The 17,123-nt window shown below is 33.3% G+C and carries 26 protein-coding genes; all 26 read left to right on the top strand.

The genetic code is table 11. The features are described 5' to 3' along the window. Positions 1 to 696 carry a hypothetical protein gene (locus M2372_RS13510; protein WP_123320791.1) on the top strand — a complete coding sequence of 232 codons (696 nt, stop codon included), beginning with the start codon at positions 1 to 3 and terminating at the stop codon, positions 694 to 696. A gap of 10 nt (positions 697 to 706) precedes the next feature. Beyond that, positions 707 to 1,258 (top strand): HD domain-containing protein, encoded by a 552-nt coding sequence (locus M2372_RS13505; RefSeq protein ID WP_123320792.1) that lies wholly within the window; start codon positions 707 to 709, stop codon positions 1,256 to 1,258. A gap of 5 nt (positions 1,259 to 1,263) precedes the next feature. Further along, positions 1,264 to 1,965 carry a hypothetical protein gene (locus M2372_RS13500; RefSeq protein ID WP_123320793.1) on the top strand — a complete coding sequence of 234 codons (702 nt, stop codon included), beginning with the start codon at positions 1,264 to 1,266 and terminating at the stop codon, positions 1,963 to 1,965. A 16-nt stretch (positions 1,966 to 1,981) separates the two neighbouring features. Then, on the top strand, positions 1,982 to 2,443 hold the full coding sequence (locus M2372_RS13495; protein ID WP_123320794.1) for a hypothetical protein: 462 nt from the start codon (positions 1,982 to 1,984) through the stop codon (positions 2,441 to 2,443). 51 nt (positions 2,444 to 2,494) lie between these two features. Further along, positions 2,495 to 3,154, top strand: a complete 660-nt coding sequence (locus tag M2372_RS13490) for a DUF2461 domain-containing protein (protein ID WP_123320795.1) — start codon at positions 2,495 to 2,497, stop codon at positions 3,152 to 3,154. A gap of 157 nt (positions 3,155 to 3,311) precedes the next feature. Beyond that, positions 3,312 to 3,701 (top strand): hypothetical protein, encoded by a 390-nt coding sequence (locus M2372_RS13485; protein WP_185018894.1) that lies wholly within the window; start codon positions 3,312 to 3,314, stop codon positions 3,699 to 3,701. A gap of 39 nt (positions 3,702 to 3,740) precedes the next feature. After that, complete coding sequence (locus tag M2372_RS13480; protein ID WP_148060810.1) at positions 3,741 to 4,271, top strand: hypothetical protein; 531 nt, start codon at positions 3,741 to 3,743, stop codon at positions 4,269 to 4,271. Between the two features lie 347 nt (positions 4,272 to 4,618). Beyond that, positions 4,619 to 5,284 carry a DUF4919 domain-containing protein gene (locus tag M2372_RS13475; RefSeq protein ID WP_123320797.1) on the top strand — a complete coding sequence of 222 codons (666 nt, stop codon included), beginning with the start codon at positions 4,619 to 4,621 and terminating at the stop codon, positions 5,282 to 5,284. Positions 5,285 to 5,399: 115 nt separating this feature from the next. After that, positions 5,400 to 6,017 carry a hypothetical protein gene (locus M2372_RS13470; RefSeq protein ID WP_123320798.1) on the top strand — a complete coding sequence of 206 codons (618 nt, stop codon included), beginning with the start codon at positions 5,400 to 5,402 and terminating at the stop codon, positions 6,015 to 6,017. Between the two features lie 155 nt (positions 6,018 to 6,172). Then, positions 6,173 to 6,838 (top strand): hypothetical protein, encoded by a 666-nt coding sequence (locus tag M2372_RS13465; RefSeq protein WP_123320799.1) that lies wholly within the window; start codon positions 6,173 to 6,175, stop codon positions 6,836 to 6,838. Between the two features lie 25 nt (positions 6,839 to 6,863). Further along, on the top strand, positions 6,864 to 7,373 hold the full coding sequence (locus tag M2372_RS13460) for a hypothetical protein (protein ID WP_123320800.1): 510 nt from the start codon (positions 6,864 to 6,866) through the stop codon (positions 7,371 to 7,373). Positions 7,374 to 7,376: 3 nt separating this feature from the next. After that, positions 7,377 to 7,961, top strand: coding sequence for a hypothetical protein (locus tag M2372_RS13455; RefSeq protein ID WP_123320801.1), 585 nt, complete (start codon positions 7,377 to 7,379; stop codon positions 7,959 to 7,961). Further along, positions 7,939 to 9,030, top strand: coding sequence for a serine hydrolase (locus tag M2372_RS13450; protein WP_228455774.1), 1,092 nt, complete (start codon positions 7,939 to 7,941; stop codon positions 9,028 to 9,030). Before M2372_RS13455 ends, M2372_RS13450 begins: the two co-directional genes overlap by 23 nt. A 240-nt stretch (positions 9,031 to 9,270) precedes the next feature. Next, positions 9,271 to 9,612, top strand: coding sequence for a hypothetical protein (locus M2372_RS13445; RefSeq protein WP_123320802.1), 342 nt, complete (start codon positions 9,271 to 9,273; stop codon positions 9,610 to 9,612). 20 nt (positions 9,613 to 9,632) lie between these two features. Further along, the gene (locus M2372_RS13440; RefSeq protein WP_123320803.1) at positions 9,633 to 10,037 is read left to right on the top strand and encodes an NUDIX domain-containing protein; all 405 of its coding nucleotides are present in this window, start codon (positions 9,633 to 9,635) and stop codon (positions 10,035 to 10,037) included. A gap of 95 nt (positions 10,038 to 10,132) precedes the next feature. Further along, a complete protein-coding gene (locus tag M2372_RS13435) occupies positions 10,133 to 10,696 on the top strand; it encodes a hypothetical protein (protein WP_123320804.1) in 564 nt (187 codons plus the stop codon). 33 nt (positions 10,697 to 10,729) lie between these two features. After that, entirely contained in the window at positions 10,730 to 11,158 is a 429-nt protein-coding gene (locus M2372_RS13430) for a DUF1801 domain-containing protein (RefSeq protein ID WP_123320805.1), read from the top strand. A 96-nt stretch (positions 11,159 to 11,254) separates the two neighbouring features. After that, the gene (locus M2372_RS13425; protein WP_123320806.1) at positions 11,255 to 11,470 is read left to right on the top strand and encodes a hypothetical protein; all 216 of its coding nucleotides are present in this window, start codon (positions 11,255 to 11,257) and stop codon (positions 11,468 to 11,470) included. A 159-nt stretch (positions 11,471 to 11,629) separates the two neighbouring features. After that, positions 11,630 to 11,998, top strand: a complete 369-nt coding sequence (locus M2372_RS13420; protein ID WP_228455775.1) for a DUF1801 domain-containing protein — start codon at positions 11,630 to 11,632, stop codon at positions 11,996 to 11,998. A gap of 29 nt (positions 11,999 to 12,027) precedes the next feature. Continuing rightward, positions 12,028 to 12,324 (top strand): hypothetical protein, encoded by a 297-nt coding sequence (locus tag M2372_RS13415; RefSeq protein ID WP_123320808.1) that lies wholly within the window; start codon positions 12,028 to 12,030, stop codon positions 12,322 to 12,324. A gap of 25 nt (positions 12,325 to 12,349) precedes the next feature. Next, entirely contained in the window at positions 12,350 to 13,009 is a 660-nt protein-coding gene (locus tag M2372_RS13410) for a hypothetical protein (protein ID WP_123320809.1), read from the top strand. Between the two features lie 123 nt (positions 13,010 to 13,132). Beyond that, the gene (locus M2372_RS13405; RefSeq protein ID WP_123320810.1) at positions 13,133 to 13,885 is read left to right on the top strand and encodes a hypothetical protein; all 753 of its coding nucleotides are present in this window, start codon (positions 13,133 to 13,135) and stop codon (positions 13,883 to 13,885) included. An 8-nt stretch (positions 13,886 to 13,893) separates the two neighbouring features. Beyond that, on the top strand, positions 13,894 to 14,901 hold the full coding sequence (locus tag M2372_RS13400) for a metallophosphoesterase (protein ID WP_123320811.1): 1,008 nt from the start codon (positions 13,894 to 13,896) through the stop codon (positions 14,899 to 14,901). Positions 14,902 to 14,915: 14 nt separating this feature from the next. Further along, positions 14,916 to 15,581 carry a hypothetical protein gene (locus M2372_RS13395; RefSeq protein WP_123320812.1) on the top strand — a complete coding sequence of 222 codons (666 nt, stop codon included), beginning with the start codon at positions 14,916 to 14,918 and terminating at the stop codon, positions 15,579 to 15,581. A 22-nt stretch (positions 15,582 to 15,603) separates the two neighbouring features. Then, the gene (locus M2372_RS13390; RefSeq protein ID WP_123320813.1) at positions 15,604 to 16,323 is read left to right on the top strand and encodes a hypothetical protein; all 720 of its coding nucleotides are present in this window, start codon (positions 15,604 to 15,606) and stop codon (positions 16,321 to 16,323) included. Between the two features lie 46 nt (positions 16,324 to 16,369). Next, positions 16,370 to 17,089, top strand: coding sequence for a phosphodiester glycosidase family protein (locus M2372_RS13385; protein ID WP_123320814.1), 720 nt, complete (start codon positions 16,370 to 16,372; stop codon positions 17,087 to 17,089). Positions 17,090 to 17,123: the final 34 nt, after the last annotated feature.

The following is a 17,123-nucleotide window of genomic DNA, read 5'->3' as shown; positions in this document are numbered from 1 at the left end:
ATGGGAAATCTACGTCATGTATATCAGCTTAAGCCAAGAGTGATTTATGGTGGTGCCATTCTACAAGTCCGCAAAGACAAAGAGATTATTTTTTCAGAAAAATTCACCATCATCAATGAAGTTCATGATATCAAAAATATATTGTACATTTTTGAAAATACATTCATCATAAACTCTCATGATGGAAAAGTCCTAAAATTTGAATGGTATGAAGATGACAGAATAATAGATTTCGGGGAAGCAGGCATCTACATTTCCATTCAAGGATCCACTAAATATGGATTTGACAGAGATTTTAATGATTTCCTTAGTACGATATCTCCTTATTTAGAGGATGCTTTATTTTATGTAACTCAAAATGAAACCATTAGTCGATATGAAATTACCAATGGAGAATTACATTATAGAAGTACTGAAGATTTTGGGCGCTGGAACTATTTTATTGAAGAATATGTAGTGGCCAACTATTCATCTTCCAAACAACTCATTGCTGATTTACATGTTGAAGAAACCAATCAAATGATATTACGTCATAAAGAAAAAATGGAATACGAAGAAAATCCAAATGATTACTTTGAACCGGAAGATTATGAAGAATTATTAAATAAAATTAATAATTACAAAGAATATATTCCTATCGAAAAATTCGCTGAACTGGAAAACTGGCTGAAAATCCAGATCGATTATTACAACTAAAATAAAAAAAATGAACGATACTTTTACTATTGATGATTTGCAGAATATATGGCAAAAAGTAAGTATTCTCCATAGTGGACAAACTTATGGAGGTCAAAATAAAAACGAAAAAATTGAATACATCAATCATATCGGAAGTGTGGTATTTGAAATCATGAACGCTGCTAGAAACACTTCTGATTTTAATACAGAGCTTGCTGTAAAATGTGCCTTTTTGCACGATACTATTGAAGATACCACCTTGAGTATAGAAGACCTTGAAAAAGAATATGGCCAACAGGTTAAAGAAGGTGTTCTTGCATTAACCAAAAACACGGATCTTGAAAAGCAAGATCAGATGATGGATAGTTTAGACCGGATAAAAGCGCAACCCAAAGAAATATGGGCGGTTAAAATGGCTGATAGAATCTGTAATCTATATGCACCACCTTATTACTGGAAACAGACGAAGAAAGAAAAATATCTTGAGGAGGCCAAAATGATTTATGAGCATTTAAAAGATGGTAATGATTATTTGGCCAAAAGATTATCTGAAAAAATTGAAATGTATAAACAGAAATAAAAGATATGGCAGCAATAGAAAACGGCATTTTTGAAAATTCTGAAGAAATCATCAACTGGACCTATCCCGGAGCCACATTATATTATAAAGATTGTGATTTAAAACCTTCTGTAGCTGAAAAATTTACAAAAGGAAAGCTCATCAGAAACGGTTTTTTCCTTGATGTAAGCTGTAGAGGTGGCGGAATGAAATTTAATACAAGATTTTTAATTGCTTCCGCAAAAGCAGCAAAATTATATCAGGTAAATCCGGACAATGAAAGGTTTGGACATTGCTGTATGAACCTTGACAGCTATTTCAAAGTTCTTGATATTTATAAAATCGGAGATAAAACTCAATTTTTTTTGCTGCACATCCCAGCAAAAGGATTAAAATATTTTGAAAGTATAAACTCAAACTGGGATGAAGATTTCATCAAAAAAGCAAGACAAAGTTTTGATGATAAAATACACATGGAACCTATAAGTGATTTGCTGGAACCATTTTGGTTAGAAAGAACCAACTTCCCGGTTGGAATGACTGCCGCTGATAAATTTTACCCCTTAACCTCTGTATCTACCATTACAAATGAAGTAAAGAGTTTATATAGTGGAATTAAAAATTTGACCAAAGACAATAGTGACATTAATATTCCTGCTCCATTTGTTAGCGAACAGAAAAGTGGATCTAAAATAGGCCTGTTTTTAAAAAATATATTAGGAAAATAAAAACTCATTATAAGAAATGCCAGCACATAAAATTTCAGAGATTAAACATATCATTGAAAAAGACAGGAATACAGATGGTGACTATTGGCTTAATGGAGGAAATGAAATGATATATAAAATCCTGGATACCTTTAATCAGTCCGACTGGAAAGAACTGGAGGAAGACCTGGTCAATTTTAAAGATTACGAGCATTCCATTTTTGCAAGAACCATATTACACTATGATGAGAACAGAATAGTGGATATTGATCATTACCAATTGTTCTTTAAATCATTTATTTTACTAAAAGATTACGAGGATTGTGACTGTTTACTCTTTGACATATTTTATATCGAAAATGTTAAAAACCCGGATTTGGAATTATTCAATAACATTAAGTCCAAAATACAATTTCTGGAAGAGGCTGGTTTTTCCACAAACGAAGATATTTTACATTTAGCTTATAATAGTATAGATAAAGTGATAAAAGGTATTTAACTTTGAAAAACAATATCTCCAAGTGAAAACATCTAACCTGCATCCAACATTATGAAAAAAGCATTTGAATTCCTTAAGCAATTAGAAAAAAACAACAATCGCGAATGGTTTGCCCAGCACAAAATAGAATATGACCTGGTTGTGAAGGAAAATAAAGCGTTTTTCAATCAGGTGTATACCGAACTTCAGGAATATGACAATTTAAAGGGAATTCATATTTTCAGAATTTACAGAGATGTTCGTTTTTCTAAAGATCAGACTCCCTATAAAAATAATTTTGGAGTTGGGTATTCCCGTTCAAAACCGATGCTCAGAGGTGGATATTATATTCAGCTGGAACCCGGAAACAGTTTTGTAGGTGGTGGATTCTGGGGACCGGAAACTAAGGATTTACTTCGCATCCGCAAAGAATTTGAAATCAGTACTACAGAAATAGAAAAGATTACCTCAGACAAAACCTTCATAAAATATTTCGGTGAACTGAAAGGTGAGTCTGTAAAAACAGCTCCGCGAGGCTTTGATAAAAATCATCCGGCAATAGATTTAATCAGGAAAAAACAATACATCGTCATGCGGAAATTTACTGACAAAGAAGTTCTTTCTGATAATTTTCAAAAGGAAGTCGTTTCAACCCTGCTGGCCATGCGTCCCTTTTTTGATTATATGAGTGAAGTTCTGACCACAGACCTCAATGGAGAACCTTTATTTTAAGCTAAAAAAATAAAAACTCATTTGTATGAATAGCCTGCCTGATTAAGATTATTAGATCAAATATATTCTCAACTAAAAAACCAATTGATCATGATTAAATTATTTACCTTAACAGTAGCCTGCTCTTCTTACTCTTTTAAGCTGTACCAAAAATGATATGAAATACAGTGTAGGCCAGGAATGGAATTACAAAACCCGACCTATAGAAGCAAACTCAACGGTCACCATTTTAAAGATTGAAGAATATCCTAAAACAGGCAAAGTTATTCACATTTCTATCAGCGGTTTAAAAATGAGAAACCCTGATAGTCCCACTGGTTTTGCAGAAAAACTAACCCATATCCCTATGTCGGAAGAAGCCCTGGATAAAAGCGTGACTAAAGTGTATAAAGAAAACAGCAAAATGCCTGATTCTCTTGAAATGGACGGATATTCTACCTGGAAAAAAGAGTTTGACAAAGGAGACGCCGGGGTATTCGCTATTCCTGTTTCTGAAATTGTAAGCGCTATGGAAAAATTGATTATCGAAGGAGATTATACTAAATAAACACCGTAAACATATTCAACAGAAAATCAAAACATACCTATGATAGAAAATTTTGAATATATCTACTCAATATTGTTTCCACTATTACCATTTTCATTAGTAACAGCTTTCCTGGGCTTTATAATAGTATTGGTTTCAAATGTTGTTCAATCCTTAAAGAAAAATTATCAAAAATTAAGACTCATTGGAATGTTTCTCCTTACTCAGGTTTTTATTGTAGCCATAATATTGATTGCCTTACAGACAATCATTCTAAAGAATATCCAAAATGAGTTCATCGAAACAATAAAGAAGTCAAACACAGAAATGACCCAGTCAGATTATACATTTGGAACTTTTGACAATCAGGCTTTGAAAGCGGAATTGTTAAAGATTAAGGATATTCAGCCACATCACTCCGGGACCAGCAGGATAATGAAAGTCCGTATGAAGGCAGGAAATGAAACTTCAAACATCAGAATTGAACAGGATTCTCAGAATAAGAATGAATTCTGGATTTTCTGGGATAAATATTGGTTTGGAAATGGTGATGAGGAAGTAGGAAGGTTTTATAGTAATAACCTCAAATAAATCTCTACCCCAATTATATATTCAATGTAATCTACAATATAAGATTCATTTTTTAAAGAAAAAGCTCAAAATCAGCTAAACAATTCAAAGTCAAATTGCTAAATTTGAATTAAACGGCAATAGCTTAAGCACATTAAAGATTTAAATAATTTTCAAAATTTCGTCCATTACGCCCAATCCAAAGGAACCCAGACAATCTGGTTAAAATATCAATAAAATAAACCAATAGATAAAAAAAACAGAAACGATAAGCTTATTGTTAAGATAACAGTAAGGGTAATTCACAATTCCAACAAAATAGTATTTACATATTGTGTAAATTGGCCCTTTATAAAAACTACTAAACCATGCGAGCCTTAATTTTATTCATCTTCTTTCCGCTGTTAATCCTTGCTCAGAATAAATTTGAGTATAAAAAAGATTTCGACAATATCCTGAAGGAAACAAAAAATAAAAAATCGGACCTTCATTATGATCACTTATTAAAAAGATATAATAACCTGGACTCCACTCTTACGGATAAGCAGGTACTGGCATTATTAATTGGTTTTACAGATAATAAATTTTATAAACCCTATAAAGACATTCAATTTGGCAGAAACTTATACCAGATGAATGATGACAAACAATATAATGAAGTCATACAGCTTGGAGATGAATTTCTAAAGGACCACCCTTTCGACTTGAAAACATTATTTGAAACATCTTATGCCTATTTTAAAACAGACCGGAAAATAATTGCAGATCAGTATCTGGTAAAAACAAAAATGATATTTCGGGCAATGGCCTACAGTGGACTGGGAATGGATGAAAATAATCCTACTTTTGCATTAAACCCTACTGATGGTCAGGATTTTCTAAAAAAAGGCTTTAGTATGAAGATCGGAAAAATGGGTTCCGGGCGAGACAAGAACGGAGATTTTTTAGATATTCTTGATATTGTTTTTGAAAATGGAAATACAAAAAGTATGTATTTCATTATTCCCCATGCAACAAAGAAAATGTTTGAATAAGGAGGCAGAACCTTTTATAATTTCATTTCAAAAAGCAAATCAATGCTCTATTCTGCAGGAAAACAGTAAGTATTTAGGAATATTTATACTTATGAAAACTTTATAGCCCAACCCTATGGACAGTGAAAAAATAAAAATACTGAGAAATAAAATTACAATCCCATTGGATGTTACCATACAACTGTTGAAGAAAAACAATGGCGATATTGACATAAGTGAACAGGAGTTTCATAATAATAACATAAGGGAGATCAGTATTTCAGCAGAATGTGATCCTGATACAGCACGAGAAAATTATGAGCTCTGCCAATATGATATAACAAAAGCTATTGAAAGAATCAATTCAAGACAGATAATTATCACGACAAGGGACGCTCCATCTCCAAGAAATGAAATCGGATATATTCTATGGCCAGAAGATCAGGATGGAGAATGTTACAAAACAACCAAACGAAACGATGCTTTCATTCCTACCACCGACTTTGATTATGTCATTGATGAATTTAAATCTGTATTTCCTTTGGAAAATCCCTGGAATAAAGAGATGGAAGTATCTTTTGACATCTGTGGACATAATTATTTTGACAAGACCACCTGTAAAATAATAATCGATAGAATAATGCAGACGAAAACTGATGAATTGAAAGTCGCAAAATTTAAGAATGAACTGATTGAATGGCTCGATGATAAATTGGAATATGCAGAGTATATTGTAGTGTATGGAAATCTTTAAGTTGAAAATAACGAACATACAATAAAGATCATTCCCTAATGCTTCACCGTAAATTCCACATTTTTATTTAACTTAGTTTCCGCTGAAAAAGAAGTACTGCCAATAATCTGAACATAGCTATTCGGTCGAACCCAGAACTATAACCACACTTTACAATGCATCAGTTAGAAGTAACCGGAAACCATCAAGTTGAAATTCATTATGACGGAACAACAGTCTGTTTCATCATTAATAAAGAAATACATTCCATTGTAGTGGCTGGGCCTTATCAAACCGCCCAAAATTATTTTCATATAAACTGTACATACAACAACAACCATTTCAATGAGCTGGATGATGTTCGGTATGAACTGGACCATTCTTCATTAGCCAAAATTGAGGCTTTTCTAAAAAGATTTGAATCCGGAAATTATTCTGTGTTTCCATTTACCCGGCAGGTAAATTTTGTACAACCACAGGAAAATAATGTAAGTCGATTACATTTTTCAATGGAAAGCAATTCCATGGTCATTTCTACTCAGCCATTAAACAGCATGAATCGAAATAAAATAAATGAGTATAAAGAAAAAATAAACAAAGGAGAATCTCCAATTGTATTTCTGTATTCAAAAACATACAGCGGGCTTGAATTGGAGGAGGTCTTTTTTATTGTATCAGGAAATGAAGTTTTGAAAGCCTATCAGGAACTGGAGATAAACCCTAAACTCATCGCGTTGGTCAACTCCACAGATTATGAATATGATTCTTCTAATCAAGAGGTCTTAAACATCATCTCATCACACAAAGAAATCAGGGATACCTCTTACCTATATTTTTATTAAAACTGCTGAAAAGCTTAGCGAAAATATGAACCTGACCAAAAAACTAATTCTGGGAAATACCATCCTGCTCATCATTTTTACAATACTCATCTTTAAGGTAGAGAAAAACATACTTATATGGTTATGTTTCTACTTTTTGGGCTGTTCGTTGTTTGCCTTGATAGTGAAGAATGCTGATAAAAACCCGAATAAAAACAAACGTTATCATAAAGTTCTCCTCAAGACATCGGAAGACGATGGAATCTTTGAATATACAGAAACCGGATTCTATATTTGGAACAATGATTTCATAACCATGATTGAATGGTATGAAATTCTTAGAATAACCGTTCAGAGAACTTCCGTTTTGGAAAATATTCACACAGAATTATTAATGGAAACCGTATTCGGAAAAATAATCATCAATGACTCCATGCACGGCTGGGAAAAATTCATTTCTAAAATCGATGAAAGATTACTTTTTAATAAAAAGAACAACTCAGCAAACTCATGGGAATTAAAAACCAATATCCCCATCATCATTTATCAGAAATAAAAAATGAAAAAAATATTATTTATTATACTTATCAGCTTTAGCTTCATTGGATATGCACAGGTTCCGAATCTTGATCTTAGAAATGAAATTAAAGGGCCTGTCTCAGATCTTCCCCAACGTTTAAATCAGAATGAAATTTGCCTGATCTATGAAATTAATGGAGGCTGGTCTGCTTATGACTTTATTTACTATTATTTTATAAAGAAAAATGGAGAACTGAACATTTATCAGGAAGAACAGCCACACACTTATGTAAAGAATGATCAATTAAAGAGAACTGTAAAAACAATTGAACCGACTCCAGCCTTAAAAGATAAAATAATCACCCTTATCAATTCTGAACTTTTATCTGAACTTTTAAAATATAAACAGGAAGATTTCAGGATTAAAATCCCTGAATTAAAGGATGCTCCTCCGATGTGTAGGATCTCGGATCAAAATGATTTTAAACTTACGTTAATTCAGAATGATAGACAGAGTTCATATCATTATTATGCACCAAGATATTATTATGAAAACTGCCCGGACAAAAGAATAAATAAACCTATACTAAAAAAATTGATTGATGTTCTTGATTTATTCAGATAAAACACCAACTTTTACAAAACAAAACCAATTACCTCAAAAAACAAATATGCTCTATCCCAAAAAGATCTCCTTATTTTTCACAGCTCTCTTACTGTTGACCAATTCTGTATTTGCCCAGACTAAAAAAATAACACAAATAGACTCTTTGATGAACTCGGTCAATCAATCCGGAGTTTTTAACGGTACTGTTTTAGTATCGAAAAATAATAAAATAATCTACAATGCTGCTTTCGGCTTTGCTGATGCTGCAAAAACGGAAAAACTTACCCCAGATTACAGATTTAATATTGGCTCTATTACCAAAGAATTTAGTGGTGTCGCCTTATTGCAATTACAAGAACAAGGTAAATTGAAAATTGAGGATCATGTTTCCCAATATATTCCGGAATTGCCTCAGTGGGCTCATGAAGTAACTATAAAAGATCTATTACAATACACAAGCGGACTGCCCAATGTAAACTGGAAAAAAATTAAAAGTAATCAGGATGTTTTCGATGATTTAAAATTAATCGACAAACTTGATTTTATTCCGGGAACTCAATATGATTACAACATGAACAATGTTTTTCTAAGACAGTTTATTGTTGAAAAAATTACCGGAATGACTTACAAAAATTATGTGAGTCAAAATATTTTCAAGCCCTGTACAATGAATTCGTCTGAGATCACACCTATTGTTGATAAAAAATTGGTGGCAAAAGGATTTAATAATAAATCAATAGAAGATAAACCTGATTTCTTGGTTGGCGGAACTTTCTTAACGACAACTGATTTGCTAAAATTTGTGAATTGCCTTCATTCGAAGAAGCTAATCAATGAAAATTCGTTGTTTGAATTGGGACAACAATTTAATTTGCCGGATACCCAATCCTCTTTGGGAGAAGCCAAATTTAAAAACAAAAAATTAGTGGAGCACTCTCATGATGGAAGAGCCGGAAATTATGAAGCTCTTTTAGTATCTGACCTCAATGATAATTTCACCATTATTTTATTGGGAAATAATTATAACGGGAAGCTATTTGAAATTTCGGATGTGATTACAGCCATTTTGAAAAAGGGAAACAAATAATTAAGACTGATGTTTAAAATCAAAGACAAATTATTTGACATACAGTACGCCTATTTGGACACTTTTGTCAGTACAGGCCAATAACTGGTTTTCGGGCTGAAGAACAATGCAGAAAAAAAAATTGAACCTTTCTTAAATGGAAACAATTTAAAATTTGTTCAGAATAAATACGGTCTGTCTATTATGGTTCCGCACAATACAGATATAGAAACCAATATCCTTATATCAGGAGACTATTAAATGGAAACAAAAATTGCAACCAATATAGAAACCGATACTTTCTACTCCATCATCAGCCTTTTAAAAACAGATCATTGGCATATGGATATTGAGTATGATCATAGACTCATTGATAAAGGGATTGATTTTGATTTTTATCAATTCAGTAAAGATGAAGAACATCTTTTATTAGCATGGAACAACTGGACCGAAGGAGAAATAAAAGGAACTGAAAAAACAATCTCTGAAATTGCCCGCCAATTGAATTTCATCTGCTATTTTGGAGAACCTGAATATCTATACAGACAGGATTTTGTTGAAGAAATAAAAAAATACCCTTACATTTATAAAATAATCCTGTAGATAATAAAAACAAAACTATAATGACCAACAAAATCATTGATAAGCTTGCCTGGATAGAATTAAAAGACAAAGCCATCCTGTCAACAAAAAGCTACGGAAAAGACAAATATTATATTCCCGGAGGAAAAAGAGAAGCCGGAGAAACAGATGAACAGGCACTGATTCGCGAAATAAGTGAAGAACTAAGTGTTACAATGGATCCCAAAACCCTTAATTACGTAGGAACTTTTGAAGCACAGGCTCACAGCCACGATGAAGGTATCCTTGTAAAAATGACCTGCTACTCGGGAGAATATTCAGGAGAATTACAGGCAAATTCTGAAATTGAAGAAGTAAAATGGCTTCGTTATTCAGATAAAGATAAAATATCTGAAGTTGATAAGCTGATTTTTGATTATTTGCACACTAATAATTTATTGGATTAATACTTTTCTACCATCATAATAAGTGTGAAGAATTAAACCTTAAAATAAAGATTTCATCAAGTATAACTGAAAGTCTTCAATAATGCCCTGCCCCAATGCTTATCGAAAATAAAGGAATACAAACAGACACTTTTCATATTCCCCCATTCAGCCTGAACAGTAGAGAATTTATGGTTCTGTTTTTATATGGCGGAGCCCATTTTCATCAGACAAAAACATTTCTCGGTGATATTTTTTCCGGTAAGGTAAAGGATCCAAATGTGATGGTGCATAAAAATCTGACATTCGTGGAACAATATACGGAACCATTATTCAGAAGACTCTTCCATCCGGTAACCGTTGGGGAATTTTTAAAAAAGACTACCAACCCAGATAGCCCGTATGCCACAAAAATTTATGACATCAATGGGATCACCGAAGAAACCAGGATCAATACCCTTCCCAATTATCCTAAACGGCTATTATCTTTATATGCAGCATTTTCAAAAACGGATCATATTGTTTTTGATCTGCTTGGACAGGGCCCGGCTGAAGCTAAAAAAATATACCAGACGGTTAACGAATTTGTAAAAGAAGGAGGTTCAGCCATTCTCCTCGATAATTTTAATGATCAGAAAAACGATTGTACAAAATATATAGAACTGCAATGGCTTAAATAATCTTATATTTATCACTTCATCAATCATCTTTATATGACTGTACAGGAACAAATCTCAGAATATATCAATAGCCATCCAGAACACCAAAAAGCGGATCTTCAGGAACTCCACCGTATCATTCTGGAACTTATACCCGATTGTAAATTGATGTTTATAGACGATGAAAAAAATGATGAAAGACCAACTTTCTCTCATACCAGAATAGGCTATGGACTTCGCTTCACAGAAGATATGGCCATCATCCCCCAGGAATATCCTAAGATCGAAATGGACGCCAGCTCCTACGGAATAACTATTGCTATCAATGAACTTCATGATAAAACCTACTTAATGAGAACCTTTGGTGAAAAGATAGGAAAAGCCAGTATAACCGGTTTATTCATAAAATTTAAAGAACTGAAAGACATTAATATTGAAACCCTTGAGGCAGCAATACGATATGGCTACGAACAAAATTCTTAATTTTATCGCAAAATTCATCAGCACTGATCATAGAAACAGCACCAAAAATGGCCAGTAAACTTACTTAATTCCTCATCCTAGGGATATTATCTCTTCTTGTGGGACTTTTTTTCTTATACAGCCTTCACCAGTGTTTCCGCGGCAGATGGACTGGCAGGAATGTATATATTATTAGGGTTAATTCCCGTTGTTCTCATTATCATTGCAGACAGAATCTGTGTCTGGAAATTTGGAGCAAGAAAGGTCAATAAAGTACAGTTTTATATAGCAGGAACATTTATCCTGCACTGGATAAGATTACAAACTCAATAAAGATTAAAAACAATTTATCATCAGACATTTAAGATTATAGGATATCGAACTGCAGTGGCTTAAATAATCTTATATTTACCTCTTTATCAATCACCATTTTATATGACTATCCAGGAACAAATTTCAGAATACATCAACAGTCAGCCAGAATCTAAGTGTATGGATATACAGGAACTTCACCGCATCATTCTGGAACTTATACCTGATTGTAAACTGTGGTTTCTGGACGGAAAAAATAGTGATGGTAAAATTGTTTCCAATCCCAACATAGGTTATGGACATCGTACCATGCAATATGCAGATGGAAAAACAAAGGAATTCTACAGAATCGGAATAAGCGCCAATACAGCAGGAATATCTGTTTATATCCTGGGAATTGATGATAAAACCTATTTATCAAGAACCTTTGGTGACAAGATAGGAAAAGCTAGTATAACAGGTTACTGTATAAAATTTAAGGCCCTGAAAGAAATCCATATTAAAACACTTGAGGCAGCAATACGATACGGCTACGAACAAAATCCTTAATTTTATCGCAAAATTCATCAGCACCAATCATGGAAACAGCACCAAAAATGACCAGTAAACTTACTTTATTCCTCATCCTAGGGACATTATCTCTTCTTGTGGGATTATTTTTTTCTTATACAGCCTTCACCAGTGTTTCCGCGGCAGATGGACTGGCAGGAATGTATATATTATTAGGGTTAATTCCCGTTGTTTTCATTATCATTGCAGACAGAATCTGCGTCTGGAAATTTGGAGCAAGAAAGGTCAACAAAGTACAGTTTTATATAGCAGGAACATTTATTTTACTTTTTATCCTGAACTGGGTAAGATTACAAACTCAATAAAGATTAAAAACAATTTATTATCAATATGAAAAAGGCATTTAAGATTATAGGGATCACCCTTGGAATTCTTGTAGTATTTCTCATCTCCAGCTATTTTATAAAAGTGAATGAAAGAGAAAACTTATTTTATAAAATTATTCAATATGTAACATATAACGATGAGGATTGGAAAAATTATGAAACCAATCAGAAACTCCTTACAGAGAACCCGTCAGGAGATATGGTTACGGTAGTAGCTGAAACACCACCTGATTTTCACCCATATAATATTGATCTCTTAACAGGAAAAACCAAAGCAGAAGAATTAAAAAAGATTGAGAACGCCCATTTCGAAAAATTAACGCCCGCAAAAAATGGCCCGGATGATGAGGATGCTCAAATCGCTTTGATCAGATTAACAGACAGACGGCTGACAGATGTTATTATCAATCAAAAACTGAATATAAAGATCGGAAAATGTTATGAAAACCCTAATAAAGAAGATAACTACCGTTGTGTAAGCTGTATGATTCTTTTATACAACAGAGATAAGCAGGATTGGCAGGAAGCACCTGATGGAGAGAATTTCCTGGATAACTCGTATGATTTTTATCAGGCTGCCGAAGGAGGAATGTGGGAAGCAAAATCATTATCCATGTTTATTCCGTATGACAATGCTCTTTTTAAAAAATATGAAAAGAAGTAAAATACAATAACAGTTTCAGTATATATCTGGAGATCTGTACCAACAAATCCGTTCAATATTACAGAACGGATTTTTTATTTACATCAACCCGATATAATTTGTACATTAGAAAAAACTATAGCAATGAAACCCCTCCTGCTCATCATACTCATTTCAATTTTACAGCTTTCCTGTTCAAAGAAAAATTCTGATACAGCTTTTCTGAACGGAGAGTGGATGTCTGATTCTTTAAAAGTAAAAAACAATGACCATTGGCGGGAATTTTTACATTTTAAAAACGGAAAATTACTTGCTCAGACCACATGGTGGGGGAAAAATTATGTCCTTAATAAAAACCTGGATATTCAGAATAACAAGTTTACAGATGCTAAAGGAAATACCTATTCTATCAACATTATCGACAGCCTCACTATTGAGGTAAAAGGGAATGAATATTACGGAAGGTTTATCAAAGAACAGGTTCAATCGGAGGATATAGATACAGCCATCAACGAATTTGAACAGGCTCAGAAAAACAGAAATCAGCTTATCGGAAACTGGAAGATCATAAAGCTGGAAAAAAAACTTCGCAGTGATGCTGATCAAAAAGATCCTATTAATCAGGAATTCCTGAAGAGTACAGAATTTGAAAAATTGCTGGATATCCCCACCAGCTCGATCAATCACATTAATCTGGATCTGGAAAACTTTACAATACATTTAAAAAACGAAAAAAATTATCAATATCCTTATGTTTTAGGACCCGAATCTTTTGAACTGTTTTCGGAGGATATGATTTTCAATTTAAAATATAAAATAGAATCCCCTCAGCAGTTCAGAATTAAAACTTATAATACCGCCGGAATATATATTGATATTATATTTGCAAAACAATAAACAAAACCATGAGAACCTTTGTAATCGGAGACATTCACGGTTGTTATGATGAACTCATAACCCTGACAAAAAACATTAATCTAAAAGACGAAGACCTGTTGATTTCCCTGGGAGATCTCGTTGACAGAGGTAATAAATCTAAAGAAGTTTACGAATATTTTAAAAATCGCCCGAACTCAGTGGTTTTGATGGGCAACCATGAAAGAAAACACCTGAACGGAACTTTAAGCTACGCTCAGGAAATTGTAAAAATACAGTTTGGAGAACAGTATTCTGAATTTATTGATTGGGTAAAAAACCTGAATTATTATTACGAAACGGAAGATGCCATCATCATTCATGCTTTTTTTGAACATGATAAAAAGCTGGAAGAACAAAAAGAAGAGGTTTTATCCGGCACCACTTCAGGCGATCGGTATTTAGAGAAAAAATATCCCGAGAATACTTACTGGAATGAGTTTTATAAAGGTGAAAAACCTATTATCTACGGCCATCATGTAGTAGGAGACTATCCCAAAATCCTGAACAATACCTACGGAATAGATACAGGAAGCTGTCATGGAAATTATTTAACCGCGATTGAGCTTCCGTCATTTCAGATTCATCAGGTAAAAGCCCAGAAAAATTACTGGACTGAAGAGCAGAAAAAATGGCAAATTCCGGTGTTAAAAAATAAGAACTGGAACGAAATGACCTTCACGGAAATAGACAAACAGCTTGCAAAGCTTGCCTATATTAAAGAGGAGGAAATCGTTGGTTTTCTGAATGGTTTACAGGAATGGAAAGATCAACTACAAGACTCGTTGAGGGATATGAAAGAAACGATTGACCATATTACCCGCTCTATTATTGAAAAAAATCCGGATACATTCCCTCTTGAAGTTGAAAAATATCTTTTCAAAGGGTTTATGTATAAAAGCAGAACGAACCGTTTGGAAGTAAAAGACCTGGAAAAACATATAGATACTCCGCAAAAGGTCCTGGATATGCAAATGGAACTTAAAAACGCTCAGTAAACTTACAAAACGTAATGAAATATAAATTTCTCCTGTTAACTTTTTTTCTTCCGCTGCACATTTTTGCCTGTAAATGTGCTAATGAGCCCACTATAAAAGAGTCTTTCAACACTGCTACTCTTGTTTTTATCGGTGAGGTTTATGATGTTTCAGAAGCTCCCAATGGATATAAAACCTCTAAAAACACACTGAGTAAAGTAAAAATCAGCAAGGTGTATAAACCGGATTTTTATGACGATTTCTATAATGAAAATGCTACTCTTTTCCATTCTCAGCTTCACTCATGTGATGTTTTGTTTTCCAAAAAAGGAAAATATCTGATATTCGCCTATATCAGTAAAGATACCGGTTACCTCTATTCTGATCACTGCCTGGTACAAAAAAGACTGGACCAGCTCACACCGGAAGAGTTAAAAGAACTGCAAATACTGAGCAATGATTATCTGACTCAGTTAAAAAAAACCAAGACAAGTACACCAACAGTAACTGATGACCTTATTGATGAAGATATTAATGTATCTGAAAATATGATAGGGAAGCATCTCAAAGAACTTTCTGATATCCGTAGTGAAAATAAAAGTTTAAAGATGATTGCCTTTTTCTCAATCATCGTCATTCTTATATTTTTAATAATTATTTTGATCCTACGCAGGAGACTAAAACGATTGAAAAATAATTAGATTAGCAATTTCCAACAAACCTATGAAACCCCTTATTATCTTCTTATTTTTATTGGTCAGTATTCTCTCTTTTGCGCAAAGAAAGCCAAAAGATACATTGGGAGTATCCGACTGTACAGAATTTTATAAAGAAGGAAAAATATACTATGATAAACTCACTGCCGAAAAAAATAAAATAGATTACAGCACATTAAGCGAACTTGCCATAGAAGATCTCAATCTGAACAACATCCCTTCCGACAACCTGATCATTATCATGACAGGAATCATCAATATTACCGGAGGTTGTCCTTTCGACTTTATTACAGAATGTCACCACAATCTGAACCTTACCAACCCCAATTATGATGAGAATAATTTTTGGGATATCAAAACGATTAACAAATTGAGTAATATTACTCATAAAAATATTATTTTCAAACGATTAAGAGGGGATGTGCATAATACTCTCTATTTCATCAATGAAAAAATGGGAATTCCCAACAAAGAAGTCTATCAATACATTTTATCAGCTTCTCATGGAGGAACAGAAAGTCAAAAATATTTTTATCAACCCTACCCTGGAAAACCTTTTTCATTAAAAAATACCCACTCTATTTATCTCACATTCAGCAATTACTTTGGCAACATTGTAAGAATAGATGTTCTCTATAACTTCGGTACGGCATATTCCCAGAGGGACGTGTTAACCTATCAGTATCATAAAAAAGAATGGAAACTTATTAAAAAAGTGGGGTCATAAATCCATAAGGGCATCTTTCCTATTACGAATAGCAACAGAAATTGATATGTTTATAAAATCTAACTACTTTCTTGCACTCCTATTCCTCCTCATCATCTCCTGTAGAGAAAAGATACAGGACAAAAACAACTTCGTCATTTATCAGGCTGATCCTAAAAAACAAAATGTAAAATTATATTGGAAGGACAGTCAAAATAAAATTCTGAAAAGCATTAAAAATCTGAAAAATGATGTAGAATCCAGGAATGAAAAATTACTTTTCGCCATGAACGGCGGAATGTTTGAAGCAGATAATCTTCCAAAAGGACTGTATATTGAAAATTTTAAAATTTTAAAACCTATAGATACATTACAGGGCTCAGGAAACTTCTACCTTCAGCCTAACGGAATATTTTATTTAACTCAAAACAATGAGCCGGGAATTTCCGAAACAAAAAAATATACACACAATACGACAATCAAATATGCCACTCAATCCGGGCCAATGTTGTTAATTGACGGAAAAATAAATCCTATCTTTCAAAAAGATTCTAAAAACCTGAATATCAGGAACGGTGTTGGTATTCTGGAAAATGGAGAGATTATTTTCGCTATGTCTAAAAAAGAAATCAACTTTTATAGTTTTGCACAGCTTTTTAAAGAAATGGGCTGCAAAAATGCACTGTATCTTGACGGTTATGTTTCCAGAGCATATCTTCCTGAAAAAAACTGGATACAGACAGACGGAGACTTCGGAGTGATAATAGGAGTTACAGACCACAAATAAAGATTGTAGATCAATAGGGTTTTTAAGAAAAGAA

This window comes from Chryseobacterium sp. BIGb0232 (assembly GCF_024810195.1).
Classification (GTDB): Bacteria; Bacteroidota; Bacteroidia; order Flavobacteriales; family Weeksellaceae; genus Chryseobacterium; species Chryseobacterium pennae.
This window is presented reverse-complemented; position numbering and strand designations above follow the sequence as displayed.